Source organism: Bacillus cereus group sp. BfR-BA-01453, from assembly GCF_022662915.1.
GTDB lineage: Bacteria > Bacillota > Bacilli > Bacillales > Bacillaceae_G > Bacillus_A > Bacillus_A paranthracis.
Map to the genome: position 1 here is coordinate 654,085 of NZ_JAKUEN010000001.1, position 26,101 is coordinate 680,185.

Here is a 26,101-nt window from a genome sequence, read left to right on the forward strand (position 1 = left end):
CTATTTGAAACTTCTGTTATTTTCATTGACAGAAAGGTTAAAGCACATTAATATACAGAAGTCGATAATGATTATCAATACTAATTAAAGGGGTTACATCAGGATGAAACAGAAACTATTTATTTTATTTACTATTATGCTAGTTGTTCTTTCTATCGTTGGCTGTTCTTCTCAAAAAGAAGAATCAAAAGCAAAAGAACAACCGAAAACAAAAATTGTAAAACACGCTAAAGGGGAAGCTACAATTCCAGTAAATCCAAAGAGAATTGTTGATTTATCTGGTTCAACAGAAGAATTATTACTTCTTGGACACAAACCTGTTGGTACAGCAAATACATATAAAGATAAAATCCAAAAGCATTTGACAGAAAAGCTAGACGGAGTAAAAGCAGTAGGTTGGTATTGGGCACCTAAAGTTGATTTAGAAGCTGTTACTGCTTTAAAACCAGACTTAATTATTTTGAACAACCGTCAATTAAAAATTTATGATCAACTAGAAAAAGTAGCACCGACAGTTGTTCTAGAAACAAACTTAGAAGACTGGCGTGGTAAGTTTAAAGAAGTAGGTAAACTATTTGACGAAGAAAAGAAAGCCGACAAATGGATTGCAGACTACGATAAAAAAGCCGACTCTTTATCTAAAAAGATTAAAGAGAAAACAAAAGATGAGAGCTTTATGTTCATCGCAGTTACACCACAAAACTTCCGTGTATACGGTAGCTTCGGGTACGGTGACATCATCTTTAACGACTTAAAACTTCCAGCAACAAAAGGTACAGATTTAAAACAAACGATGGCGCAAGTATCGCTAGAAGGTCTTGTTGCATTCCAACCTGATCAAATGTTTATTGTAAACTTTGGCGGCGAAGCTGATAAAGTTTACGAAGACTACAAAAACAGTGCCGTTTGGAAAGACAATAAAGCTGTGAAAAACAATCATGTATATGAAGTATCAAACGAAATCTTCAATACGAAAGCTTTCAATCCAATCGGAAAAGATATGCTAATCGATGAAATCGCAAAACAAATTTTAGATAAAAATAAATAAGAAAAAAAGCAGCTCACCATGAGCTGCTTTTTTTCTTATTTTGCACTGCATATTGTTTCATTTTTTCAATCGTCTTCACAAAACCTTCTTTTGATTTAATACGAATACCACGTTTCAATTTCGCACGCTCATAACTCTCAAGCTTTTTCATATCAATTTGAAAGAAGGAATGAATCGCATTATCGCTTTTCGGTACACCTTTGAAAATTTGTAATATCCCTTCCTCTGACACTCCAAAATAACCGCTCGTTTTTAATAACGGAGAAATATCGTCAACTTTCTTTTGTAATACAATTTGTACATCATCACGATCAACGAGCTGCCATTCTTTATACTGCTGTAAAAACTTTTCTAAGTCTGCTACTTTTTCTGTAAAGATTTCCTCACTTACCTCTCCATCAACATACATTCGCTCTAATAAAATTGTAACTTGAGGGTCTTTCTCTGTTACTTCTGGTACTGGCCCTTCCGCCTTCGCATTCGTTCCATAAACGAAACAAAACATCATAACGAAAGCTTGCATCGCAATCAGTATCCATTTCATTTCCGTTCACCTCTTTTAGGCAAGATCATACTTTCATTAGTAGTTTTTCCGGAAATGGGGGTTTTATCCATATAAATGACCGTATTACATTTCTCTCCAAAATAAAAAAATGCAGATAAAGTTTTCTCCTTATCTGCATTAGCATTTGTTTTATATAAAATGAAAGACGCCTGCAAAGCAGGCGTCTTGATGCGTTTACGGCGAGAGACCAGGCGACCACATTCGCGTGTTTAGCACTTAAGCATATCTCTCGTCTTACGTAAATTAGCTCATCGCTTTGCTAATATAACATTAATAAAACTAAAAAACAAGCTAATTTAAATTATCTTTTTTTTGCATTTATTCTATATATATTTTCTATTCATTTTCAATGGGTTTATATGGAACTAGGACCCATTAAATGTAATAATTGATTAATCAAATTTTAAAATAGAAATGGAGAAAGTTATTATGAACAAACTGCTAACATTAACCTCACTTATTGTATCTCTGTTCATCTTATCAAGTTGCTCAAATGATTCAATAGAAGATGATATTTATGAAACCGATTCATATCTTAATACCGATTCTATTAATGATGAAGAAAACGAGGATGATGATTCCGCTAATAACACCTATTCTGAATATGATACCGATACTTCCAGCGAAAATAATAATTCAGAACACAATACTAATAGCTCTAAATCTTCCTCAAGTAACGGTTGCCCAGAATTTTTAAATAGCGATGAATGTAAAGAGTATAACCAATGGGATTCCTATTATAAAAGCAATCCCGATAAAATAAAAGAAGATGGTGAAAAAATGCTTGAAGAAGCACTCTATAGATAAATCATATAGAGCTCAAATCCATACATTAAGCAATAAAGAGGAAGGGCAACCCCTTCCTCTTTTATTTTACTATCGCATAGTACCTGTTAAACCGTAACGAATATCTCGGAACATATTTACTATGTCACGATTAAAATCGTTTGTAACAGTACCGTTACGCAAGCGTGTACTCATTGCATCGACACGAGTAAACATGTCATTTCTTACAGAAACATATACGTTTCTGTTTCCAACTTCATTTGCAACAGCTTGACGAATTTCGTTCGCCATCGCCGTTTCATTTGTCACCGTGTTACGTGGTTTTACTGCAATCGCTACATCGTTTCCATATACAACTGTAGACACGCGGTCTACGTTATTCATACGTTTCACACGATTCGTAATTCTTTCTGCAGTTTTACCATCATTGTTAATGTATGAATTGTTCATTGTAATATTACGTGTTGGATGCGGATTAGCAATTTGACCGTTGTAATTTACATCACGGTAATAGTTGTATCCTGTATCGTTACGACCATTTCTATATGTCACATAGTCTGTATAACGATCGTTACGCGCCACATTATCACGATACTGGTGTGTATCATTATAAGATGTACGCTCGTAATTGTAGTTACGTCCATCCATTGCATTGTTATCTTTTGGTGTACCACATGCAGCTAATGCACTAGTAACTAACAAAGAAGCAGCAATCACTTTTACTTTCGTATTCAATACAAAAACCCCCTCTGTTAGAATGAGCTTCTCTTCTGAAAAGCTCCCTCTTATGATGAGTAACAGAGAAGGTTTTTACACTGTTAATATTTCACTGGGGATTTTCTAACATTTGGTGTAAATCTTTCGTTTCCGGAATGAATCTACATACAAAAAAGGTGGGAATAATCCCACCTTTTTTAAACTTCTTCATCCTCTTCTTCTGAAACTGGCTCCCCAAATACATTTGGCGGATCTGGTTGATAATACATCGTTCCTGGCTGTGGTGCATATGCTGATTGAGTTGGTTGATAATATAAAGGATTCGCGTATTGTGGCCCTCCAGGTTGCGGACTATATAGCCTACTCTCTCCTCCGCATCCACAATCTTCCTCTCCTTGCACGAGCGGCGGCATATTATTATCTATCGGCATCATATTTGGATTTGGCATAGACGTATATTGCGGTCCAAACGGTGCTCCTTGCTGATATGGCATTTGATATGGATTTTGTTGTTGATAATACGGATTCGGCGGCATCATAGGCTGTTGGTACGGCATTTGATATGGCATCATATTCGGCGGTTGATTGTTATCCATGATTGGCATCATATTTGGCATTTGATTGTTATCCATAATTGGCATCATGTTTGGTGGCTGATTATTATCCATAATCGGCATCATGTTTGGTGGCTGATTATTATCCATAATTGGCATCATGTTTGGCGGCTGATTGTTATCCATGATTGGCATCATGTTTGGTGGCTGATTATTATCCATGATTGGCATGATGTTTGGTGGCTGATTGTTATCCATGATTGGCATCATGTTTGGTGGCTGATTGTTATCCATGATTGGCATGATGTTTGGTGGCTGATTATTATCCATGATTGGCATCATGTTTGGTAGCTGATTATTATCCATAATTGGCATGATGTTTGGTGGCTGATTATTATCCATGATTGGCATGATGTTTGGCACTTGAATATTTGGTGGTTTTACTTGCGGAATAACTACATTTTCTTTCGATACATTTGGTGACACTATATTTCCTACATTTTCTTTCTTTACTTGTGGTGATACTATGTTTCCTACATTTTCTTTCTTCACTTGCGGCGACACTATGTTCCCTACATTTTCTTTCTTTACTTGCGGTGACACTATGTTTCCTACATTTTCTTTCTTTACTTGCGGTGACACTATGTTTCCTACATTTTCTTTCTTTACTTGCGGTGATATTATATTATCTTTTTTCGTTTGCGGAGAAATAATGTTATTAGGTTTCATTTTAGTAATTTGAGGAGCAATTAACTCGCTTCCTTTTTTAATTACATCTGAAATTTTATATTCTTTTTTCGTTTTTATTGGTGGTTGCGGCGGCTGCGGTAACACATTTACCGAAAACTTCGTATTTTCTTTTTCCGCTGGTTTTTGTTTTTCTATAACAGGTGGTTTTTGAATAACTGACGGTTTTTCAACTGGTTTTTCTATTTGAACCGGCTTTTCTTTTTGTGGCGTTACCTGTACTTCTTTTTGCGGTTTCACTTGCATTTCCTTCTGTGGTTTCACCTGTATCTCTTTTTGTGGCTTCACTTGTATTTCCTTCTGTGGTTTTACCTGTACTTCTTTTTGTGATTTCACTTGCATTTCCTTCTGTGGTTTTACTTGCACTTCTTTTTGTGTTTGTTGCATGGCAGGCTCTTGTGTAATTGGTGCTGATTGATACGTAACTTCTTCCTCGTCTTCTATTCCAAGCGGCGTTGGCGTTGCTGCAAATTCTTTTTGTTGCACTTCTTTTACATATTGTTTTGGAGGTGCTGAACCTGCTCCAGCATGCTGTTTTACGTGTACACTGTTTGATGGTACTTTAATTTTCATACCTGGCATAATTAAATCTGGATTGCTAAGTTGTGTATTTGTTTTTTTCAACGTATCAAAATCCACTCCGTACTTTTTCGCAATTTTCCAAAGGGTATCCCCTTTTTGCACGATATGAATTTTCAAATTTTCCCCCTCCTGTATAACTTATCTATAAGTAACAAATCTCATGAAGTAACCCTTTCTAAATAACGTTAACCTCTTTTCACTTGTATCACTTCTTCGATTTTCGATATCATTAGAAGCGGAATAAGTATAAGATAATCGCAATGATTTCTTCAAAACAATGTATGCCCATTTTGTTCTCGTTATGATTATATGTACGAAAAAAAGCAACGGGAATCCGCTGCTTTACACACGCTCTAACATACGATTTAATGCAAGAACTGCCTCTTCAGTCACTTGTTTATCTACGCTAATAACGTTAATTTCTTCTCCTTTTTCTATCGTTTCAAGTGCCCATAATAAGTGCGGCAGATCAATTCGGTTCATTGTTAAACATGGACACATAAAGGGGTTAAGTGAAACAATTTCTTTATCTGGATGTTGTTGAATAATTCGGTTCACTAAATTCATTTCTGTACCAATCGCCCATTTACTTCCGGATGGAGCCGCTTCAATCATATCAATAATGTATTTCGTTGAACCTGCATAATCCGAAGCAGCTACAACTTCGTAGCAACATTCCGGATGTACAATAATATTCATATCCGGATGATTTCTCCGTACATTCTCTATATTTTTCACTGTAAAGTTTTGATGAACTGAACAATGCCCTTTCCATAAAATCACTTGAATTTCTTCTATATCTCCATCGTACTCTAATGAATCAGTATGCGGATCCCATACCGCCATTTTATCTAACGGGATACCTAAATCGTACGCTGTATTTCTTCCTAAATGTTGATCCGGTAAAAAAACGAGACGCTCTTTTTGCGTAAAAGCCCATGATACCATTTGTTTTGCATTAGAAGAAGTTACTGTTGCTCCGCCATTACGACCACAAAACGCTTTAATTGCAGCCGTAGAGTTTACATACGTTAACGGAATCATCGTATCTCCAAATAATTTCGTGAGCTCTTTCCACGCTCTTTCTGTTTGTTCAATATCTGCCATATCTGCCATCGAACAACCTGCACGCATATCTGGCAAAATAACAATTTGATCATCTGTCGTTAACATATCTGCTGTTTCTGCCATAAAGTGTACACCACAAAATACAATATATTTTGCGTCTTTATTGCTCGCTGCAACTTGCGCAAGCTGAAGTGAATCTCCTGCTGCATCAGAAAATTGTACCACTTCATCTTTTTGGTAATGATGTCCTGGAATAAATAGCGTTTCCCCCATTTTTTCTTTAATTTCACGAACCCGCTTTTCCATGTTTTCTGTTGACATCGTGTAATAACGCTCTGGTAACATCGTTTCAATCGGTTGTACTTTTTCTAAAATACTCATATTTCTTTCTCCCCCTCTAAGCCACTTTCCTTACGCCTCAATATTGAAACTAATATCAAGTGCTTTCACTGAATGTGTTAACGCTCCAAGTGAAATATAATCTACCCCTGTTTTTCCGTATTTCGATAAATCTTCAATTGTAATGCCCCCTGAAGCTTCCGTCACGATAGCGCTTGGCACAATCTTTGAAAACTCCCGAATCTCATCTGGCGTACGGTTATCAAACATAATAATATCTGCACCAGCAGCTACAGCCTCTCTCACTTGCTCCTCTGTTTCCGTTTCAACTTCTACTTTCACCATATGTCCTAACTTTTCTTTCACTGATGTAACAGCTTTCGTAATAGAACCAGCAAAAGCAATATGATTATCTTTGATCATGACACCGTCATATAAGCCGAAACGGTGATTAAATCCGCCTCCGCACACGACTGCATACTTATCAAACATACGTAGCCCTGGCATCGTTTTTCGCGTATCACAAATACGTGTATGGCTGCTATCTAAGGCACGAACAGCCTCGTATGTCATTGTCGCTATCCCACTCATACGCTGGATAACGTTTAATATAACGCGCTCTGCCGTTAATAACGATGCGATTGGTCCTTGGACAGTTGCAATTATTTCGCCTTTTTCTACAAGATCTCCATCTTTTTTATGAAGCTCCACTTTAATTCTCTCATCAATTAATTTAAACCCTTCTTCAATGACTAAACGTCCCGCAAAGACTCCTGTATCCTTTGCAAGAAACGTTCCTTTTGAAAGTAAATTATCTGGAAAAATAAGCTGAGATGTTACATCTCTTTCTCCTATATCTTCTAGAAAAAATCGATTTAATGCTTCTTTAACCTTTATCGTATTCATAAAGCCCCTCTTCCCCTCATTACACAAGTTGTAGTTTTCTTTTCACTCGAACGATTTCTTTTTTTACGCTACTTCTATGTGGATAATCACTTCGATAATGGCCACCAATGCTTTCTTCTCTTTGCAAAGCTGATACGACGATAAGCTCACAAACTGTTAACATATTAATAAGCGTTATCTCTTCATTTGTAAGAACATCATGTTGTAATATCATATTTCGAACACCGTACTTACTAAGCCATCTCTTTGCATAAGATAAACTTTGCTCTGTTCGCACAATCCCAACATATTTCATCATGCATTCTTGTATTTCTTCTTTCGTCGGCAAATGATTCAGAACGATAAACTTCTTTTCCTTCTCAGCAAAGTTGTTCAATCTGTCTTTTGTCGCTTTCGTTAAAAGATGCTGTCCTATTCTCTTTCCAAACACAAGACCTTCTAATAATGAATTACTCGCTAATCTATTTGCTCCATGAACACCGTTACAAGCTACTTCACCAACCGCATATAAATGTGGAATGGACGTCTCTCCATCACAGTTTGTTTTCACGCCGCCCATATGGAAATGAGCACCCGGTACGACCGGAATACGTTTTTCATTTATATGAACACCATTCTTTTTACACAATGATGATACAGTCGGAAAACGTTCTTCAAAATTTTGGATAGACTCGATATTCAAATACACTTTTTCACCCGCCAAAAGCTGTTCATGAATCGCTCTTGCCACTACATCACGCGGTGCGAGATCATGATCTGGATGTATATCCATCATAAAACGCTGCCCTTTTCCGTTTATAAGGACAGCTCCTTCACCGCGGACTGCTTCAGAGACGAGACCGCAGCATCGCTCGCTCGCGTATAACATCGTTGGATGGAATTGTACAAATTCTAAATCTACAAGCTCCCCACCCGCGCGGTACACCATCGCAAGTCCATCACCCGTAATTGTTTTGTCATTAGAAGTAAAGGCATATAAACCACCAATCCCGCCTGAGGCTAACACCGTATAATCTGCATCATAACGATTCAACTTCCCTTCACTATCTCGCGTTAAAACTCCAGCACATTTTTCGTTTTCTATAATAAAATCAAGCACCATTTCCTGTTCCACTACCGTAACGTACGGAACTACTTCTTGAATGAAATGCTCCAATAAATTCTTTCCTGTTGCATCGCCACCTGCATGTAAAATACGCCGCTTCCGATGTGCACCTTCTTTTCCAAGGTGAGGGCCCGTTTCATCTCCATCAAATTTCATTCCATTTTCAATGAGATGATTCATTTCTTTCGGCCCTTCTTCAACTAAATAACGAACCGCATCTTCATTGTTATAATGACATCCTGCTACTAACGTATCTTCAAAATGATCATTTGGATTGTCATATGTAGCTACGGCTGCGGCAATTCCACCTTGCGCTAAATATGTATTATTATTACGATTCGTTTCCTTTGTGATAATAATCACATTCTTTTCGTGACAAATCTCTTTTGCAACACGAAGTGCCGCAACGCCACTTCCAATAATTAAGACATCTGCACTTGGCATAATTGTTGCCTCCTACTTTACACTTTTCAACTGTCTTGACACCTATATTTACATAGTTTTAAAATAATGACAAGAGTTTTTTTATAATTCTTATTTTCACTACCATTTAAAAAAATAAAAGAAATGTAACTCTTACTAGAGAGAGGAACTTACATGATGATATATCTTGATTATGCAGCTACTACACCTATGAGCGCGGAAGCATTACAAACATATACGAAAGCAGCATCGCAATACTTCGGAAATGAACAAAGTTTACACGATATTGGAGGAACGGCCTCTTCTTTATTACAAGTTTGTAGAAAAACATTTGCCGAAATGATTGGCGGAAAGGAACAAGGGATATTCTTCACGAGCGGTGGGTCAGAATCGAACTACCTTGCGATTCAGTCCCTTCTCAATGCCCAAAATAAGAAGCATATTATTACGACACCTATGGAACATGCATCCATTCGAAGTTATTTTCAAACCTTACAATCAAAAGGGTATACAATTACTGAAATTCCTGTTGATAAAAATGGACTCATTCGTTTAATAGATTTAGAAGCAGCTATTACAGAAGATACTGTTCTAGCAAGTATACAGCACGGAAACTCTGAAATCGGAACCGTTCAAAATATCGCAGAGATTGGGGCACTTTTGAAAAAATATAACGTTTTATTTCATTCAGATTGTGTACAAACCTTTGGTAAACTTCCTATCCATGTTTTTGAGATGGGGATTGATAGTCTTTCTGTTTCAGCACATAAAATATACGGACCGAAGGGTGTTGGCGCTTGCTATATCAATCCGCAAGTTCGCTGGACACAAATATTCCCGGGAACCTCTCACGAAAAAGGGTTTCGCCCTGGCACAGTGAACGTTCCTGGCATCGCATCTTTTTTAACAGCTGCTGAGAATATATTAAAAAATCAACAGGAAGAAAGTTTACGTTTTAAAGAGTTACGATCCTACTTTTTAGAGCAAATACGAACACTTCCGCTAGAAATTGAAGTAGAAGGTCATTCTACTTCTTGTTTACCACATATTATTGGGGTTACAATAAAAGGAATAGAAGGTCAGTATACAATGCTAGAATGTAATCGCCATGGTATTGCCATTTCCACCGGAAGTGCTTGCCAAGTCGGTAAACAAGAACCTTCGAAAACAATGCTTGCAATTGGAAAAACGTATGAAGAGGCAAAACAATATGTCCGCTTCTCTTTCGGACAACAAACAACGAAAGATCAAATTGATACTACTATTCATGCACTACACACAATTGGAAATCAATTTTATAGAGGTGTTAAATCATAATGAAACAAAATGAACAAAAAAAGATTTTAGGCGAAGAAAGACGACAGCTTATCCTTCAGTGGCTTCTTGCTGCAAATGAACCGTTATCTGGAAATGAGCTATCGAAAAAGACAAACGTAAGTAGGCAAGTGATCGTGCAAGATATTTCCTTGCTTAAAGCACGAAACGAACCGATTATTGCAACTGCTCAAGGATATTTATATTTAAAACCACAAGAGAAACAACAAGCTTTCGAACGTGTAATTGTATGCCAACATAAACCAGCGGAAGTACGTCAAGAACTTACAATGCTTGTTGATCACGGTGTTACGATTAAAGATGTAAAAGTTGAGCATCCTGTATACGGTGACTTAACAGCATCCATCATGGTAAGCAATCGCTTTGATGTAGAGCAATATTTACAAAAAATCGAAAACACAAATGCTTCCTATCTATCGCAATTAACAGACGGTATTCACTTACATACTATTGAGGCAGATTCAAAAGAAAAATTAGATGCTGCTTGCGAGGCTTTAGATAAAGCAGGATTTCTCGTTTATTAATGTAAAGCACAGAGTTTTTATAATTCTCTGTGCTTTTTTAATGCTATAATATTGTAATCAATTGTAAAGGAGATCAAATATGAGAATTGAACTCGTTCACTTTAGCATTGGCAAACCGAAACAAATGAAATATAGCGAAGATAAAGAAATGATAACAGGTATATGTAAAGATTCTACAGAAGAAGCTTTTCTCTCAAAAGATGGCTTCCTTGGTGATGATGTAGCTGATTTAAAACACCATGGTGGACCTGATCGCGCCGTTTGCGTGTATCCACACGAGCATTACGCACTATGGGAAGAAGAATTCCAAACAACACTCCCCACTTCTGCATTTGGCGAAAACATTACCGTAACAAATATGTTAGAGCGTGATGTTTGCATCGGAGATACATACAAATTAGGTGAAGCAATCATTCAGGTGACACAAGCAAGAGTACCTTGTAGCACGATTTCAAAACGCCTCGGTATTCCTGGCATACTGCCGCGCATTGTAGCAACTGGCTATACTGGCTACCTATGCCGCGTTCTTCAAGAAGGTACTGTACGTAAAGATTCAAAAATCACATTACTAAAACGTCAACCGAGCAATGTTTCTGTCTTGTTCTCTAACGAAATTTATTTTCATAATAGAAAAGATAGAGATGGCATCGAAAAGATTCTTGCTGTTCCAGAACTAGCTGACGTTTGGCGTGGTCAATTAGAAGAGCGTCTTGCGAAGTTAAAATAAAGAATCCCACCATTTATAGGTGGGATTTTATTGATCTATCACACGTTATAGCCTAATTCTCCCTTATAACCAATAAGAAGAATAACTCCCAAGCACCGTAACAGAAAAACCAAGTGCTTCAAGTTCCATCGTTACGCCTGGCAATAATACATCATCATATGCTTTATCGACATCAATCAAGAAAAAGTAATTTCCAAGACCCGTTTTCATCGGGCGCGATTCAATTTTTGATAAGTTTAATTTTCTCCATGCGAAAGCTGATAACACTTGATATAGTGCCCCTGCATAATCAGCAGGTAACGTTATCATAAGCGTCGTTTTCTCTCCGCGGTTTTCTCCATTATTTGAGAGTATTGCTTTCTTTTTCTTATGGAGCACTAGGAAACGTGTATGATTATTTTTATGTGTATGAATGCTTCGTCTTACAATCGTTAATCCGTATTTCTCTGCAGCTGCTTCATTTGCAATGGCAGCAATTTTTTCTTCAGGATGTTCTTTCACATATTGCGCAGCAGCACTTGTTGATGTCATATCTCGAGCAGTTATCCCTTTTAATTCTTCATTTAAAAACTTATGACATTGTGCAATAGCGTGTGGATGAGAATGCACTGCATATACTTCTTCCCACACTTCTGCATACTGCGGATGTACAAGTAAATGTTGCTGAATGGGCACTGTAATTTCTCCTACAATAGAAAGTGGTTGCTCATGCACGAGATAATCAACTGTTATATTCACTGAACCTTCTATAGCGTTTTCTAGTGGTACCACTGCATAATCTACATTTCCATTTGCAGTTGCATCCATACAGTCTGGAATCGTTCGATACGGTACATGCTCTGCTTCCGGAAAAAAACGACTCACCGCCATATTTGTAAATGTTGCTTCTGGTCCTAAATATCCTACTCGAATCATCGTCTTTTCCCCTCTTTTTCGTTTTCTTACTGTTATACCATACTTTTTTATATTCTTCTATATAAATTTCGAATATTTAAAAAAGACTAGCGTTTGCTAGTCTAAATGTTTCTTATATTCTCTTTGCGCGAAAAAGAAATACATGATGCATGCGGCGATATAAAATAGAATAAACAAAGCTACTTTTCTTAATGAACCATCCATAAAGATCGTTTTATGAAACGTATATAACGCAACTGCACTATGCATACTCCCTACTATAATTGGTACAAAAAATAGCATACACAATTGCCAACGAGAAACCTTCCATACTTCTTCCTTCGTCATTCCAAGTTTAGAGAGTGCACCATACTGCTTTCGGTCCGATGCAATATTATGGAACCATTTAAAATATACGATACTACATGAAGTAAGAAAGAATAATATACTAATAAATGAGCCTACAAATAGAGTAATATCGCCGCCTTCTTTCATACTTACATACAACTCCATATTGCTTCGAAATGCATTATTATTATCTTGTTTCATATGTTTCCGTAAATCTTCATTTAATTTTTTCGTATTTTCGATATTTGGTAATGTGTAGCCTCTATATATCATTTTTTCAGAATCAGGAACCTGATTTGCTATACTATCAAAATCTTCATCATTCATAACGAAGAACAGACCATTAATGTACGAAGGATGATGGTTAAATTGAACCCCTTCTTTCTGGCCGTTAAATACGAATTGATATGGTTGATTCATTACTTGCAATTGAATCTCTTTTTGATTATATACATTTGAATTATTATATTTATTATAATAAACGAGTGTCACTGTACCTTTTTTAGGATGATACGTTTTCTGTTTTTGTTTTCTCGCCTCTTGATTGTATTCACTTTGTTTAATGAGTGGCGCTACTTCTGTTTCTCCCTTATTGGTCTGAAAAGATGCATACACTCCAACAAAACTCATAGATTGAAAATCATCATACCCATATTGGTGCAATAATTGTTCAACCGTGCCCTCCGTAAAGACTTCATGAGAAGAAGCACCTTTTTCTATGTAAGAAAATGAATGCACGCCCCCGCCACGCCACATATCTTGCATACCAGAAAAATATAAGAACACCGTACCTGTTGCTGTAACTACAAACGTCGTTGCCATCGACATTAGAAAGAAAAAGCGACCATTTTCCTTCATTCGATGTGACAATTGATTCACTATAAATAAATACGGATATGTATACATAATCTTTTTATTTCGTTTTATTATTTCTAATATTTGAGCAGTGCCGTGTGTAAAAGAAAAATACGTTCCGAAAGAGACAAGTATAGACACAGGGAAAAAATAGACCGCTATCGTTAGTATGGTCGCTTGTAACGCTAACGCATATCCTATACCTAAACAAATAAATCCGAATATACAAAGCCACATTGATGTTTTCTTCTCTTTTTTATCTGCTCGAAATTCTTTCAATAACCGAATGATTTTTATATTCCATATACGTAAAGCACTTATAAATGATAAGACAACAAATACGACCATATACGCAATAAATGTTCCCCCAATTGCTCTCAAGTCAAATATGACAGGGAGTTCTTTCGGAAGCCCCAGTAACATACTAAACACCATAAAGAAGAGCTTTAAAAAAATCATGCCAAGCCCAATACCAAAAATATTAGCAAATACCCCGATCAACATTTGCTCGGTCATAATTACGCCAATTACGTTAGATTTCGTTGCTCCCATTAACATATATAATCCTAATTCTTTCTTACGTGCCTCTATGAAAATAGAAGTAGAATACAAAATAAATATGACGAAAAAAGAAATGATAATAACATTACATATGATCAGTCCCCAGCGTACGTTTTGATACCACATCGTCTCTTGCATATACGGATGTACAATGACGGACATGTATGCAAAAGACGCAAATATCGCAAAACAACTACTTAAGAAAAACACTTTATAATTACGCCAATTTCCTTTTATATTTTGCAGCGCTAGTTGCCGAATGTTCATCTATCGTCCTCCTGTAACTTACTACATAGGCAAAAAGCTAGAGGTTCCCCTAGCTTTTTACGTGTTTTAAATATCCTCTTTGCGCGATCATAAAGTAAATCGCAGAAGCTAAAATGTATGCTCCAATTACAAGCGCACCTGATTTCCATAAATCGAGATAAAGCATTTTTCCTAACGTATGAAGAGCAAATCCACTATGAATAGCGCCGATGACAATTGGGATAAAGAAGATAACGCCCATTTGTCGAATTGCAATTTTGCGAATTTCTTTATCTGTCATGCCAATTCTCTTTAACGATTTAAATTGAATACGATCTTGTTCTTTATCGTTAAACCATTTAAAGTACGTCATACTACAAGCGAAGAAGAAGAATAGTACTGCTACGAAGAAACCGATAAACATTGTAATTGCCCCTGATTCTCTTATATTTTTATAAGCGAACACTGAGTTATGCAATTCCTCTTGCTTATCTGGTGCAACTTCCTTTTTCAAATCTAACACAAGGTCTTCTGTACTTTTCCAGTCTTCTATATAATAACCGTAATATTTCGTCTTTTTTTCATCCGGTACGAGCTTTGCGTATTTCTCAAAATCTTGATCATTTACAATGAGATATTCACTATCATTAAAAACAGAAAATGAAGTTGGCTTATTTAATTGAACAGATTGCGTTTGTCCGTTAATTTTAATTTCATACGGTTTCGAACGATCTATCTTCATCATATCGTTCGCCATATCCATTATAACCATCGTTGCACTACCTGGTGCATTATGAACTTCTCTAACTTGCTCTCTTTTTTGTTTACGTACTTCAGCGTTATATTCTTTTTCTGAAACAATCGCCATTGGCATCTCATGTTCACTGTTAAACATCGTGATTTTTTGAGTTCCAGGAAGTTTTACGTACGTTACTTCTCGCGCTTCTTCAAATCCGTGTTTTTTTATTAATTGTTTTGTTTTTCCTTCTTTGATGACATTATGCGTATGTATTCCCTTTTCCTCATACGAAATAGCATGCGGGGTACTAGTTACTGTCTTATAGCTCATATCTTCAAAGAATACATACAGTGTACCGACTGCTGAAGATACAACCGCCGTAATGATAGAAATTACAAATAGAAAACGAGCATTATCTTTCATTTTATAAATAAGATTGCTAAGTACAAACATATTTGGATATGTATAAAAAGATTTTTTTCGTTTTTGTAACGCCTTTAATACGACTGTACTACCTTGTGTAAACAGCAAATAAGTTCCGCCTATCGTCAGCCCTACAATCGGTAAAAACAGAATGATAAAATTCATAAATGTTACTTGGAAGCTAAGTACATATGCAACAATAATACATCCTATACCAACTACGCATAACCATGTAAATGCAAAAGGCTCTACTTTTTGTTTTCTTGCTTCTCTTAATAAATCGATAATTTGCAAGCGTCCTACTGTCCAAACGCTAAACAATGATAGGATTAAAAATAGAATAAAGTATACACCTGCTGTAATCAAAACCGCTTTACTATTCCATACAAGTGGAAGTGTTTTATCTATTTTCAATATTACGCTTAATGCTTGGAAGAATAATTTTGAACAAAGCATACCAAGTCCAATGCCTACTACAATTGCAATACTACCTAACATAAGCTGCTCTAATATAATCATTCGGCCGAGCTGCGATTTTGTTCCGCCTATTAATGTTAATAGACCAAACTCTTTTTTCCTTGCTCGTAAAAACGTTGAATTTGCATATAAAATAAAGAGTGCTGAGAAGATGACTACAATATAATTCATCGATTCTAACCCTTTTGAAATCATCTCCCTCATACTAATATTACCGCCTACAACATCTGGATGATAAATGAAGGAAGCATACATGAAAAATACAACTATCGATAAACAACTACTTATAAGAAACGCTTTATAATTACGCCAATTTCCTTTTACATTATTAAGCGCGAGCTGGCGAAAGTTCATGATATTCCCCTCCTAGCATCGCAAGTACGTCCAGAATTTCTTGGAAAAAGGCTTGTTTCGTTCTTCCCTTATGTATTTCTGAGAAAATCTCTCCATCACGTATGAAAAGAATACGTTCGCAATAACTCGCCGCTACTGGATCATGCGTTACCATTGCAATTGTTACTTTCTTTTGTTCATGCAAATCTTGCAACGCGCTCATTAATGATTTTGCTGACTTAGAATCTAAGTTTCCAGTTGGCTCATCTGCTAAAATTAACGTCGGTTCATGAATGATCGCTCTCGCAGCTGCTGCACGTTGTTGTTGGCCACCTGATACTTCATATACCTTTTTATTTAAAATGCCCTCGATATTTAAAAACTTTGCAATCTCAAGCACTTTTGCATCGATTTCATTTACAGATTTCTTCGCCATTACAAGTGGTAAAATGATATTTTCTTTAATCGATAACGTATCAAGTAAGTTAAAATCTTGGAAAATGAATCCTAAATGTGTACGGCGAAACTCCGCTAATTTTGCAGCACGCATTTGACTAATTTCTTCACCATTTACAAGCACATGACCTGAAGTTTGCTTATCAATTGTTGCTAATAAATTTAAAAGCGTTGTTTTTCCGCTCCCTGAAGGACCCATAATCCCTACAAATTCGCCTTCTTCTATTTTAAAATTTATATCATTTAAAGCAGTCGTTGCTACTGAACCTTTCGATTGGTACACCTTCGTTAATCCTTTTACTTCAAGAACACTCATTTCTAATCCCCCTATGTGTTTTCTTCTTACATTTACTATAAGAAAAATAAGAAAAAGAAACGAGTGATTTCCCTTACAAAACATTTTGTTATCTTACAGTTTTGTCATTTTTCTCATTAATGTATGATATTCTTCATCTTTTGCAAATTGGAACGTGAATGTTGTCCCTTCCCCTTCAGCCGATTGCACATACATACCGTGATGTAAATTATCACAAATTTCCTTCGTAATATATAAACCCATTCCAGTCGCTTCTCTCGTTTTCCGACCATTTACCCCTGTAAAGAATGGATCAAATATACGCTTTACATCTTGCTCTGGAATACCGATTCCATTGTCCTTAATATGTAATAACACCTTTTGATCTTTCTCTTCAATTTGAAATTGAATTTCCTTTTTCTCTGCTTCCGAAATTTTTGTATACTTAATTGCATTTACAACAATTTGTCCTATAGCAATACTGAGCCATTTTCTATCAGAGGCAACCATACAAGTATCTTCCTCAAACATCACTTTCGGAAATACAGACGATTGAATGAAGGACTTTCTATTTTCATTAATAATACCTCTAATAATATCTATCACATTTACTACTTCTACTTTATAATCTTTCGCAAACTGCTCTAACCTTGCCATATGTAACGCTAAATCTAAACCATTTAGTATGCGATTATTTTCTTCACGAATACTTTCAACTGTTGCCCTTGCTTCACGATGCTCTTTACCAAACTTCTGTAATAGTAACTCAATAACAGATACCGGTGTTTTCATTTGATGAATCCATTGGTTCATAAATATCATTTGCTGTTGTTCTTTTGCATGTTGTTTATAAACTTCATTCATATATTGCTGTCTTAATAGCGTAAACGATTCAACGACCATCTCTTGCTCTGCCGTATAAGAAGTATCAATAAGTAAGGAATCATGTAATGTATTTCCGCCAGTAACATACTTTTCAATCCTCTTTAAAAACACACTCCGTTTTCGGTAATCGTAAATGAGATATACAGTAAAAACAACTGTCCCTAATAAAAGTCCGTATAACCACGTATTCCAATCAATAGATCGCTTTTCTAAAAGACTTTGCAACTGCAAAACGAGCCCAAATAAACAGAGGCTAACAATGTAAGAAAGAATTAAAGAAAAGCGGTCCATGAGGTAATCTTTAACCTTCATGCCCTTCGCCCCACTCTGTAAGAAGCGCATAACCGTATCCACGTTTCGTTACAATTGCATTTTTAATGCCTAGCTCCTCTAGTTTCTTCCTTACACGTTTTACATTTACGGTTAATGTATTATCATCAACAAAGGCTACTTCATCCCAGAGGGCTTCTAACAGTTCTTCGCGCGTTACATATTGATTTGCTTGTTTCATTAAACACTCTAATAAGTAAAATTCATTTTTTGTCAGTTCTGTTTGTTGCCCTTGCCACTCAACAATATGTTGGGACGGAAATAACAACAGTCCATTTACACCTAAACAATCACTTTCTGCCGCAGAAGCATACTCACCATACCCACGGCGAAGTGCACTTTTCACCTTAGCCATTACAATGTCTAAATGGAATGGCTTCGTAATGTAATCATCTCCTCCATTTTCAATTGCCATTACTTGATCCATTTCCCCCGTTCTTGCAGAAACAAAAATAATTGGTGCATTCGATACAGTGCGGATTTGACGACACCAATAGAAACCATCAAAATACGGTAAATTAATATCAAGTAACACAAGATGTGGATTTACATTTACAAACTCATCTTTTATATGTCGTAAATCACTCGCTCGAAATGACTGATAGCCATATCTTTCTAAATGCTCTTCTAATATTCCCGCGATTTTTTCATCGTCTTCTACAATTAATATTTTATACATGTTCACTTTCTCCCCATAAAAAGTTCTTATAAAACCACTTCTTTTTCTATTATAAATTGAAAATTTAATTAGTGGGGATTTTTTCCTGTATAAATCAGACTTTTACGATATAAAAAAAGACTGCCATATTTCGGCAGTCTTAGTCGATAAATTCAAATTCATATTCAAGAATTTTTACAATATCTCCGTCTTTTGCACCACGTGCACGAAGCGCTTCATCAATACCCATTCCGCGCATTTGGCGAGCGAAACGACGTACAGATTCATCACGTGAGAAGTCTGTCATCTTGAATGTTTTCTCGATATCGTAACCAGAGATAACAAACGTGCCATCACTTTCACGTGTAATGTCAAATTTAACACCTTCAGTCTCAAGTTTGTACATTACACTTGTATCAGACTCATCCGCAACTTCATGTATTGGGAATTCAGGTGTTGTTTCTAATAAGTTCGCTACTTCAAATAGTAAATCACGAACACCTTGTTTCGTTACAGCTGAGATCGGGAAGATTTTTACTTCGTCTCCCACTTTCTCTTTAAATGCTTGTAAATTTTCTTCTGCATCTGGCATATCCATTTTGTTTGCAACAACAACTTGTGGACGCTCCGTTAGGCGAAGATTGTATTCTTTTAATTCATTATTAATCGTTACGTAATCTTCATATGGATCACGGCCTTCTAAACCAGACATATCAATTACATGCACGATTACACGTGTACGCTCGATATGACGTAAGAATTGATGACCAAGTCCAACGCCGGCATGTGCCCCTTCAATTAGTCCAGGAAGGTCAGCCATAACGAAGCTGCGGTTATCACCAGTTTCAACAACACCAAGATTTGGAACGATTGTTGTGAAGTGATACTCTGCAATTTTCGGACGTGCTGATGATACGACAGATAATAATGTAGATTTACCTACACTTGGGAATCCAACAAGTCCAACGTCTGCTAGTACTTTAAGTTCTAGAATGACATCACGTTCTTGACCTGGTTCCCCATTCTCAGCGATTTCTGGCGCTGGGTTCGTTGGAGTAGCAAAACGTGAGTTACCACGACCACCACGGCCACCTCTTGCAATAACAGCTGATTGTCCATGTGTTACTAAATCCGCAAGAATTTGACCTGTTTTTTCATCTTTTACTACCGTTCCAGGTGGAACTTTAACGATTAAATCTTCAGCTTTGCGACCGTGCTGCCCTTTACTCATTCCGTGCTGACCACGATCAGCTTTGAAATGACGTTGGTAGCGGAAGTCCATTAATGTACGTAAGCCTTCTTCAACAACGAAAACAACATCTGCACCTTTACCACCGTCGCCACCTGCTGGACCACCTTTTGGAACATACTTCTCACGACGATACGCAACCATTCCATTACCACCGTCGCCGCCTTTTACATATATCTTGACCTGATCTACAAACATTATTTCACCACACTTTTTTCAATTGGTTGTAATATAACTGAGACTTCTTCGTCTCTTACTGTATAAGAAATGGAATACCATTTATTGTTTTGGTTCGCAAGCCAATTCTGTAGTTCTTCTACACTCGTTAGCTTACCACGAAAATCAAAAAAGAAACGAGCATTCTCCGCGTCACATTCAATTGTGATACAAACATAATTTTCAACATATACGTCTAAACTATGCTGAAGCATTGAGAAAAATTGATTCGTCCATGTACATACAGTCTCATCTAAGTGAGATAAGTTATGTAAATTCCCTAATACTTCGTACTCCAATAAGCACGGCTGCTGTTTCCAATTATATGTTAAAATCCACTCTGAAAATAAAGGCATTGATAGCCCCATCAGATTGGATTCTTGTCTCGCTTCTTGGACAAAACGATCGATGAGACTATGAATTTCTTCCACTTTTCCAAGGGAAAGGTTTCCTTTCACCATCTGCATACGATTGAGCCAATCATGTCTTGAATGGCGCAATGCATCTATAATTGTCCATTTTTTATTCATTTAGATACTCCTTAATATAGAAAAACTCTAACCTGCACTCAGGTTAGAGTTTTCCGTGAGTTCTTATGCTTCTTGAGCAACAGGATATACGCTCACTTGTTTGCGGTCACGGCCAAGACGCTCAAAGCGTACTACGCCGTCAACTTTCGCGTATAAAGTGTCATCGCCACCACGACCAACGTTAACACCTGGATAAATTTTTGTACCGCGTTGACGGTAAAGAATTGAACCACCTGTAACCGTTTGACCATCTGCGCGTTTAGCACCAAGACGTTTTGACTGAGAGTCACGACCGTTCTTTGTACTACCTACACCTTTCTTAGATGCGAAAAACTGAAGATCTAATCTTAACATACGTTACACCTCCTGCACTTTTTCTATTAAACGGATATACTTTCCGTAATCAAGTTCGATCGTCTTAAGCGAAACAACCAATCCTTCTAAAAGTATCTGTGCTTTTTCTGCTGTATGAACGTCTAAATCATTAGGCAATTCATACGTTAAGAATCCACCATCACTTCCGAGTTCAATAGTTGCCTGCACATTACAAAGTTCTTCCACAGCATTTATGGAACCAAACACAACCGCTGTAGTTCCAGCACAGACAAGATCTTGTCCATGTGGCGCATAATCGGCATGTCCAGTCATTTTAAATGATTGGATACTTCCTAATTTCGTGCGACTTATCGTAATTTTAATCATGTTAACCAGAATTAAGCGTTGATAGCTTCAACAACTAGCTTAGTGTAAGGTTGACGATGACCTTGTTTCTTACGATTGTTCTTTTTCGCTTTGTATTTGAAAACGATGATTTTCTTAGCGCGACCGTGTTTTTCAACTTTCGCAGTAACTGTTGCACCTTCTACAACTGGGCTACCAACTTTCACGTTTTCGCCACCAACGAAAAGAACTTTGTCAAAAGTAACAGTTTCACCAGCTTCAACATCTAATTTTTCAATGTAGATTTCTTGACCAGCTTCAACTTTGATTTGTTTTCCACCTGTTTCGATAATTGCGTACATACTTGCACCTCCTCTTAATTACTAAGACTCGCCAAAAACGAGGTAGACATAAATGCCTTTAAGGAACCTGTCTTGTGCGGTTGTAGCATATAGCCGTTTAGGTGCTATAAACTATAACATAAAGATGTTATCATGAATCATAGACTATTGTCAATGAAAGTTCTAATAACTATTTTTTCCGTTCTATAATTTCTTTTTTACTTCCAAAACGGATAATAGCGTACTTTTCGATCATATCATCTTTGAAATAAATTTCAAATGGAATATTTTTTTGTAATTCTTTTTGCAAAAATTGTTTTTGTAATTCTTTAGGTGCAGAGATTAATACTGCCTCATCTTCTATATTGCCATATGAAATTAGCTCTCTCTCTAGCTCATACGCAATCGTTTCATATGACATGACATAACCCGTCGCTTTGCACGGTGCACACTCTTCAAGTAATACGTCACGTAAAGAATGTTTTTTACGTTTACGTGTCATCTCTAAAATCCCTAACTCTGTGAACCCGAGCACTCTTGTATATGTGCGATCATTTTGCATAGCAGCGATGAGACATTCTCTTATCTTTTCTTTATCTTCTCTTCTTTTCATATTAATAAAGTCAATTAATATCATACCACCAATATCACGGAGTCTTAATTGACGCGCTATCTCTTCAGCTGCTACTTCATTTGTACGAAGGACTGTATCTTGTAAATTCTGTTTTCCAGTAAACTTACCTGTATTCACATCAATTACAGTCATCGTCTCCATTTGTTCCATAATTAAATAAGCACCATTTGGGAGCCAAACAATTTTTTGAAGTGCTTTCTCAATCTCACGCTCTATGCCAAAATGGTTAAATATTGAAGACTTTTCATTATAAAAAGATATTTTTTCTTTGCCGACTTTTTCTTCTAATTCTTTTACTATACTTCTTGTATCTACAACTACTTTTTCAATCGTTTCAATTGGATTCTCTTGAAATACACGATCTAAAAAGGTTGCTGGCCGATGAAGTAGTAACGGTGCCTTTCCTTGGCCCTCTTTTCTTTTTAACTCTTCATATAACTGCTGTAACCTTTGCATTTCAGCTTGTATTTCTTCAATTTCTCCTTTTTCAGAAGCTGAGCGGAAAATATAACCTCCTTTCCCTTCTACTTCAATTTGGAGTAATTGTTGCCTTCTTTTATTGTTTTTTATTTTCCGAGAAACCGCACGCATTGCATCATATGGCATATAAACGACATATTTCCCGGTAAATTCTATATTTGCTGTCAATTTTGGCCCTTTCGTATCAATTGCCTCTTTTACAACTTGTACGAGTACCGCTTTTCCTTCATGTATATGATAAGAAGATGGTACATCATCGTACGAAAGATACGCATGTTTTTCTAAACCTATATTTACAAAAGCTGCATTCATTCCAGCAATCGTTCTTACGATACGTCCAACATAAATATGCCCAACAATCTCTTGTTCTTCATTTCGTTTCCATAAAAACTCAACAATTTTCTTCTTCTCTTCAATTGCAACGCGTTTTTCCGATCCAGCATAGTTAATATATAACGTTTTCAAAATACTTTCCTCACTTTATAATCTTCTTTGCTTTTACAATAATAAAAGGTTAGTGCTAACGTCAACACTAACCGATTAATTCTTCAACAGATGAAGTTGTTCGTTTTTCAGTAAAATACGCATAAAGCAATTCATTTTCATCCAATGTGTAACGTTCTTTATATTTTCCGCGGACGATAATAGAATGCTTATAGCCTCTACGAAATTTTGTGAACACCTTATATAAATGATCTTCTGATTGCACCTCAATCGGTGCAATCTTTTCAATTCCTCTTTTGTTCCCATAATAACGTTCTAATAAAAAACGCATAAAGGCATACCGTCTTTGCTTCCATTCTTGATATAACGACACCGCTAAAAATATGAGTAGTACCCACATCATAATATTGTTACTATTCCAAAGTAATTGCCATCCTAGTATGACACTAAAAAAAACACATGATAATTTCATCATCTTTTCATGTGCTTGTAAATAAGGAAAACGATATGATAGTACGTTAAACAATACTTTTCCACCATCAAGAGGCCAAATAGGTAGTAAATTAAACGCTAAAATAATTATATTATTCCACATAAAGAAATAATATAATTCCGCATGAAGCCAACCAGCTTCAAACAACATATAGCCTACCGCCATCATCCAAATATGTTGAATAGGTCCTGCAATTACGACAACTAGTTCCTCTTTCAATGATTTATTCCCATGTTCCTCAAGCTCAGCCACACCACCAAACGGCAAAAGTTGAATCTTCTTAATACGCCAATTATAGTGTGCCGCTGCAAAAGCATGCCCAAGTTCATGGATGAGAACGATACAAAATAACAGTAGTAACTCTTTAAAACGTGCCGTGAAAATACCAATGACAATAATAACCCAAAACAACGGATGTACTGAAATCTTTGTTAAAACATCTCTATATTTAATCAAATGAAATCACCTGAATCGGATCAATAAATTTTTCGTCCTTTTTTATTGCGAAATAAAACTTACCATTTTTATTATTCGCATCATTATTCACTGTTCCAATTTTTTGTTTCTTTGAAACATAATCATATAATTTCACTGACATATCATTTAAATTTGCATACCATGACTCCGTACCATCTGCATGCTGAATTTGAACTGTATTACCAAGTTCCTCTTTCTTGCCCGCAAAAACTACTAGCCCTTCATTCACTGACTCAACAGTTGCATTTGTAGCTGTTTGTACAAATACACCTTGGCCATTTTTTTGAAACCCTTGCATCACCTTTCCGGAAGCAGGAATGGCATAATCTTTTTGCTGAATCGTTTCTTCTTTTTTCTCATTAGGCGAATAGAACACGAGCGGTTTTCCAAACTGTTTTTCGTACCATTTCGCTACAGTAGCAAACTGAAATTCTTCTTTCATCACTTTTTCTGTAACAGCTTTAGCACCGTCGAAAGAAGCTGGTGCATTCTTATATAAAATAGCGACAGAAAGAACTAATATTGCTGATAACAATACTTTGAAGAAAAACACTTCTTTTCGAAATAAAGGATGAATTTCCTTTTCTCCATCTTCAATAAATACTGTTTCACTATCAAAATTCCCTCCAGCAAAATACTGCTCTTCCTCCATCCTTTCTTGCTCTGCCTTCCTCTTCGCAATCCGTTTTTTAATTTCTTCTACACGTCTATTCTTCATACTGTCTCCTTTCTTTCGTTAAGCTAATGTACATAGAAACAGTTGTATACAGTTTGTACATATGTATGAGCTAGGTATGGAAGATATTCGTGTGAAGAAAAAAGAAAGCACTCCGCAAATATGCGAAGTGCTTTTAACGGATTCCAAAGAAGTTTTTCACCTTTGTAAATACCGATACCTTTTCTTGTTCAAATGCTTGTAATGGGACATTCTCACCCAACAAACGTCTTGCAATATTACGATAAGCTAACGCTGCTTTTCCGCTCGGTTGCAACGCTACAGGCTCACCTGTATTTGTAGCACGAATAACTTCATCATCATCTTCGACAACACCAAGAAGCTCGATTGACAATGTACGTACGATTTCATCAACATCTAACATATCCTGTTCATGAAGCATATGACTACGCACACGATTAATAACAAGTTTCGGTGGTTCAATATCCTCTTTTTCTAAAAGCCCGATAATACGATCCGCATCGCGCATTGAGGATACTTCTGGCGTCGTAACAACAATTGCTTTATCCGCACCAGCTACCGCGTTTTTAAATCCCTGCTCAATCCCCGCAGGACAATCAATTAATATGTAATCATAATCTTGACGTAATACTTGTATTAATTCATCCATTTGTTCAGGTGTTACCGCTGATTTATCACTCGTTTGTGCTGCAGGTAATAAATAAAGATCATCAAAACGTTTATCTTTAATAAGAGCCTGAGGTAAACGGCAACGCCCTTCAACGACATCAACAAGATCAAATACAATACGATTTTCCAGCCCCATTACTACGTCTAAGTTTCGAAGACCGATATCTGTGTCAATTAAGCACACTTTCTTTCCAGATAACGCTAGGGCTGTCCCAATGTTCGCAGACGTTGTAGTTTTACCTACACCGCCTTTTCCAGATGTAATTACTATTGCCTCTCCCACAG

General features: G+C 36.5%; 25 protein-coding genes, 1 pseudogene and 1 other annotated feature. Of the genes and pseudogenes, 5 read left to right on the forward strand and 21 right to left on the reverse strand.

Translation table 11 applies throughout. The annotated features are described in order from the left end of the window. Positions 1-103 precede the first annotated feature (103 nt). The gene (locus tag MR070_RS03475; protein ID WP_000810668.1) at positions 104-1,048 is read left to right on the forward strand and encodes an iron-hydroxamate ABC transporter substrate-binding protein; all 945 of its coding nucleotides are present in this window, start codon (positions 104-106) and stop codon (positions 1,046-1,048) included. A 13-nt stretch (positions 1,049-1,061) separates the two neighbouring features. Here the strand turns inward: MR070_RS03475 and MR070_RS03480 are convergent, their stop codons facing one another. After that, positions 1,062-1,592, reverse strand: coding sequence for a BofC C-terminal domain-containing protein (locus MR070_RS03480; protein ID WP_000871180.1), 531 nt, complete (start codon positions 1,590-1,592; stop codon positions 1,062-1,064). Positions 1,593-2,042: 450 nt separating this feature from the next. On the opposite strand from MR070_RS03480, the gene MR070_RS03485 reads away from it, so the two are divergent. Continuing rightward, a complete protein-coding gene (locus MR070_RS03485; protein ID WP_044793741.1) occupies positions 2,043-2,420 on the forward strand; it encodes a hypothetical protein in 378 nt (125 codons plus the stop codon). A gap of 69 nt (positions 2,421-2,489) precedes the next feature. Here the strand turns inward: MR070_RS03485 and MR070_RS03490 are convergent, their stop codons facing one another. The 5 genes and pseudogenes from MR070_RS03490 to nadB all read right to left on the reverse strand — a co-directional run bounded on the left by MR070_RS03490 (position 2,490) and on the right by nadB (position 8,861). Then, on the reverse strand, positions 2,490-3,134 hold the full coding sequence (locus tag MR070_RS03490) for a YhcN/YlaJ family sporulation lipoprotein (protein WP_044793739.1): 645 nt from the start codon (positions 3,132-3,134) through the stop codon (positions 2,490-2,492). Positions 3,135-4,959: 1,825 nt separating this feature from the next. Then, positions 4,960-5,116 (reverse strand): annotated as a pseudogene (gene safA, locus MR070_RS27185) (SafA/ExsA family spore coat assembly protein); the annotation flags it as partial. Positions 5,117-5,341: 225 nt separating this feature from the next. After that, the gene (gene nadA, locus MR070_RS03500; protein ID WP_000025313.1) at positions 5,342-6,448 is read right to left on the reverse strand and encodes a quinolinate synthase NadA; all 1,107 of its coding nucleotides are present in this window, start codon (positions 6,446-6,448) and stop codon (positions 5,342-5,344) included. 30 nt (positions 6,449-6,478) lie between these two features. After that, entirely contained in the window at positions 6,479-7,312 is an 834-nt protein-coding gene (nadC, locus tag MR070_RS03505) for a carboxylating nicotinate-nucleotide diphosphorylase (RefSeq protein WP_001092219.1), read from the reverse strand. Between the two features lie 19 nt (positions 7,313-7,331). Next, positions 7,332-8,861: an L-aspartate oxidase gene (nadB, locus tag MR070_RS03510; protein ID WP_242260534.1), complete on the reverse strand. Its 1,530-nt coding sequence runs from the start codon at positions 8,859-8,861 to the stop codon at positions 7,332-7,334. 153 nt (positions 8,862-9,014) lie between these two features. Here nadB and MR070_RS03515 point away from each other — a divergent pair, with 153 nt between their 5' ends. The 3 genes from MR070_RS03515 (at position 9,015) to MR070_RS03525 (ending at position 11,426) form a co-directional block, all read left to right on the forward strand. Continuing rightward, the gene (locus tag MR070_RS03515; RefSeq protein ID WP_070806876.1) at positions 9,015-10,157 is read left to right on the forward strand and encodes an IscS subfamily cysteine desulfurase; all 1,143 of its coding nucleotides are present in this window, start codon (positions 9,015-9,017) and stop codon (positions 10,155-10,157) included. Continuing rightward, positions 10,157-10,699: a transcription repressor NadR gene (locus tag MR070_RS03520; RefSeq protein ID WP_000812272.1), complete on the forward strand. Its 543-nt coding sequence runs from the start codon at positions 10,157-10,159 to the stop codon at positions 10,697-10,699. The genes MR070_RS03515 and MR070_RS03520 overlap by 1 nt, the downstream gene beginning before the upstream one ends. Before the next feature lie 79 nt (positions 10,700-10,778). Next, positions 10,779-11,426: an MOSC domain-containing protein gene (locus MR070_RS03525; RefSeq protein ID WP_242260535.1), complete on the forward strand. Its 648-nt coding sequence runs from the start codon at positions 10,779-10,781 to the stop codon at positions 11,424-11,426. A 63-nt stretch (positions 11,427-11,489) separates the two neighbouring features. Here the strand turns inward: MR070_RS03525 and pheA are convergent, their stop codons facing one another. The 15 genes from pheA to minD form a co-directional block, all read right to left on the reverse strand. Then, a complete protein-coding gene (gene pheA / locus MR070_RS03530; protein WP_061132109.1) occupies positions 11,490-12,341 on the reverse strand; it encodes a prephenate dehydratase in 852 nt (283 codons plus the stop codon). Positions 12,342-12,437: 96 nt separating this feature from the next. Next, positions 12,438-14,351 (reverse strand): ABC transporter permease, encoded by a 1,914-nt coding sequence (locus tag MR070_RS03535; protein ID WP_242260536.1) that lies wholly within the window; start codon positions 14,349-14,351, stop codon positions 12,438-12,440. Positions 14,352-14,400: 49 nt separating this feature from the next. Continuing rightward, positions 14,401-16,323 (reverse strand): ABC transporter permease, encoded by a 1,923-nt coding sequence (locus MR070_RS03540; protein WP_242260537.1) that lies wholly within the window; start codon positions 16,321-16,323, stop codon positions 14,401-14,403. Further along, positions 16,298-17,074: an ABC transporter ATP-binding protein gene (locus tag MR070_RS03545; RefSeq protein ID WP_242260539.1), complete on the reverse strand. Its 777-nt coding sequence runs from the start codon at positions 17,072-17,074 to the stop codon at positions 16,298-16,300. The genes MR070_RS03540 and MR070_RS03545 overlap by 26 nt, the downstream gene beginning before the upstream one ends. A gap of 93 nt (positions 17,075-17,167) precedes the next feature. Beyond that, on the reverse strand, positions 17,168-18,250 hold the full coding sequence (locus MR070_RS03550) for a HAMP domain-containing histidine kinase (RefSeq protein ID WP_242260541.1): 1,083 nt from the start codon (positions 18,248-18,250) through the stop codon (positions 17,168-17,170). Further along, positions 18,240-18,947, reverse strand: a complete 708-nt coding sequence (locus MR070_RS03555; protein WP_242260542.1) for a response regulator transcription factor — start codon at positions 18,945-18,947, stop codon at positions 18,240-18,242. Before MR070_RS03555 ends, MR070_RS03550 begins: the two co-directional genes overlap by 11 nt. Positions 18,948-19,086: 139 nt before the next feature. Continuing rightward, the gene (gene obgE / locus MR070_RS03560; protein WP_000497114.1) at positions 19,087-20,373 is read right to left on the reverse strand and encodes a GTPase ObgE; all 1,287 of its coding nucleotides are present in this window, start codon (positions 20,371-20,373) and stop codon (positions 19,087-19,089) included. Then, complete coding sequence (locus MR070_RS03565) at positions 20,373-20,921, reverse strand: sporulation initiation phosphotransferase B (protein WP_001037006.1); 549 nt, start codon at positions 20,919-20,921, stop codon at positions 20,373-20,375. Before MR070_RS03565 ends, obgE begins: the two co-directional genes overlap by 1 nt. 63 nt (positions 20,922-20,984) lie before the next feature. Beyond that, positions 20,985-21,275 (reverse strand): 50S ribosomal protein L27, encoded by a 291-nt coding sequence (gene rpmA, locus MR070_RS03570; protein WP_000944958.1) that lies wholly within the window; start codon positions 21,273-21,275, stop codon positions 20,985-20,987. Positions 21,276-21,278: 3 nt separating this feature from the next. Continuing rightward, complete coding sequence (locus tag MR070_RS03575; RefSeq protein WP_001993153.1) at positions 21,279-21,623, reverse strand: ribosomal-processing cysteine protease Prp; 345 nt, start codon at positions 21,621-21,623, stop codon at positions 21,279-21,281. 11 nt (positions 21,624-21,634) lie between these two features. Then, on the reverse strand, positions 21,635-21,943 hold the full coding sequence (gene rplU, locus MR070_RS03580; RefSeq protein WP_000270908.1) for a 50S ribosomal protein L21: 309 nt from the start codon (positions 21,941-21,943) through the stop codon (positions 21,635-21,637). Positions 21,944-21,957: 14 nt separating this feature from the next. Continuing rightward, positions 21,958-22,035 (reverse strand) — a sequence feature (ribosomal protein L21 leader region). Between the two features lie 77 nt (positions 22,036-22,112). Continuing rightward, a complete protein-coding gene (locus MR070_RS03585; protein WP_242260545.1) occupies positions 22,113-23,501 on the reverse strand; it encodes an Rne/Rng family ribonuclease in 1,389 nt (462 codons plus the stop codon). Positions 23,502-23,568: 67 nt separating this feature from the next. Further along, entirely contained in the window at positions 23,569-24,429 is an 861-nt protein-coding gene (gene spoIVFB / locus MR070_RS03590) for a stage IV sporulation intramembrane metalloprotease SpoIVFB (protein WP_242260546.1), read from the reverse strand. Continuing rightward, on the reverse strand, positions 24,422-25,168 hold the full coding sequence (spoIVFA, locus tag MR070_RS03595) for a stage IV sporulation protein SpoIVFA (protein ID WP_000797468.1): 747 nt from the start codon (positions 25,166-25,168) through the stop codon (positions 24,422-24,424). The genes spoIVFB and spoIVFA overlap by 8 nt, the downstream gene beginning before the upstream one ends. Positions 25,169-25,301: 133 nt before the next feature. Further along, positions 25,302-26,099 carry a septum site-determining protein MinD gene (gene minD / locus MR070_RS03600; protein ID WP_000503311.1) on the reverse strand — a complete coding sequence of 266 codons (798 nt, stop codon included), beginning with the start codon at positions 26,097-26,099 and terminating at the stop codon, positions 25,302-25,304. Between the last annotated feature and the right edge of the window lie 2 nt (positions 26,100-26,101).

What these genes read in the sequence shown, in the direction of transcription:
- MR070_RS03475 (WP_000810668.1), top strand. Translation starts at nt 104, where the DNA reads ATGAAACAGAAACTATTTATTTTATTTACTATTATGCTAGTTGTTCTT.
- MR070_RS03480 (WP_000871180.1), bottom strand. Translation starts at nt 1,592, where the DNA reads ATGAAATGGATACTGATTGCGATGCAAGCTTTCGTTATGATGTTTTGT.
- MR070_RS03485 (WP_044793741.1), top strand. Translation starts at nt 2,043, where the DNA reads ATGAACAAACTGCTAACATTAACCTCACTTATTGTATCTCTGTTCATC.
- nadA (WP_000025313.1), bottom strand. Translation starts at nt 6,448, where the DNA reads ATGAGTATTTTAGAAAAAGTACAACCGATTGAAACGATGTTACCAGAG.
- nadC (WP_001092219.1), bottom strand. Translation starts at nt 7,312, where the DNA reads ATGAATACGATAAAGGTTAAAGAAGCATTAAATCGATTTTTTCTAGAA.
- nadB (WP_242260534.1), bottom strand. Translation starts at nt 8,861, where the DNA reads ATGCCAAGTGCAGATGTCTTAATTATTGGAAGTGGCGTTGCGGCACTT.
- MR070_RS03515 (WP_070806876.1), top strand. Translation starts at nt 9,015, where the DNA reads ATGATGATATATCTTGATTATGCAGCTACTACACCTATGAGCGCGGAA.
- MR070_RS03520 (WP_000812272.1), top strand. Translation starts at nt 10,157, where the DNA reads ATGAAACAAAATGAACAAAAAAAGATTTTAGGCGAAGAAAGACGACAG.
- MR070_RS03525 (WP_242260535.1), top strand. Translation starts at nt 10,779, where the DNA reads ATGAGAATTGAACTCGTTCACTTTAGCATTGGCAAACCGAAACAAATG.
- pheA (WP_061132109.1), bottom strand. Translation starts at nt 12,341, where the DNA reads ATGATTCGAGTAGGATATTTAGGACCAGAAGCAACATTTACAAATATG.
- MR070_RS03535 (WP_242260536.1), bottom strand. Translation starts at nt 14,351, where the DNA reads ATGAACATTCGGCAACTAGCGCTGCAAAATATAAAAGGAAATTGGCGT.
- MR070_RS03540 (WP_242260537.1), bottom strand. Translation starts at nt 16,323, where the DNA reads ATGAACTTTCGCCAGCTCGCGCTTAATAATGTAAAAGGAAATTGGCGT.
- MR070_RS03545 (WP_242260539.1), bottom strand. Translation starts at nt 17,074, where the DNA reads ATGAGTGTTCTTGAAGTAAAAGGATTAACGAAGGTGTACCAATCGAAA.
- MR070_RS03550 (WP_242260541.1), bottom strand. Translation starts at nt 18,250, where the DNA reads ATGAAGGTTAAAGATTACCTCATGGACCGCTTTTCTTTAATTCTTTCT.
- MR070_RS03555 (WP_242260542.1), bottom strand. Translation starts at nt 18,947, where the DNA reads ATGTATAAAATATTAATTGTAGAAGACGATGAAAAAATCGCGGGAATA.
- obgE (WP_000497114.1), bottom strand. Translation starts at nt 20,373, where the DNA reads ATGTTTGTAGATCAGGTCAAGATATATGTAAAAGGCGGCGACGGTGGT.
- MR070_RS03565 (WP_001037006.1), bottom strand. Translation starts at nt 20,921, where the DNA reads ATGAATAAAAAATGGACAATTATAGATGCATTGCGCCATTCAAGACAT.
- rpmA (WP_000944958.1), bottom strand. Translation starts at nt 21,275, where the DNA reads ATGTTAAGATTAGATCTTCAGTTTTTCGCATCTAAGAAAGGTGTAGGT.
- MR070_RS03575 (WP_001993153.1), bottom strand. Translation starts at nt 21,623, where the DNA reads ATGATTAAAATTACGATAAGTCGCACGAAATTAGGAAGTATCCAATCA.
- rplU (WP_000270908.1), bottom strand. Translation starts at nt 21,943, where the DNA reads ATGTACGCAATTATCGAAACAGGTGGAAAACAAATCAAAGTTGAAGCT.
- spoIVFA (WP_000797468.1), bottom strand. Translation starts at nt 25,168, where the DNA reads ATGAAGAATAGACGTGTAGAAGAAATTAAAAAACGGATTGCGAAGAGG.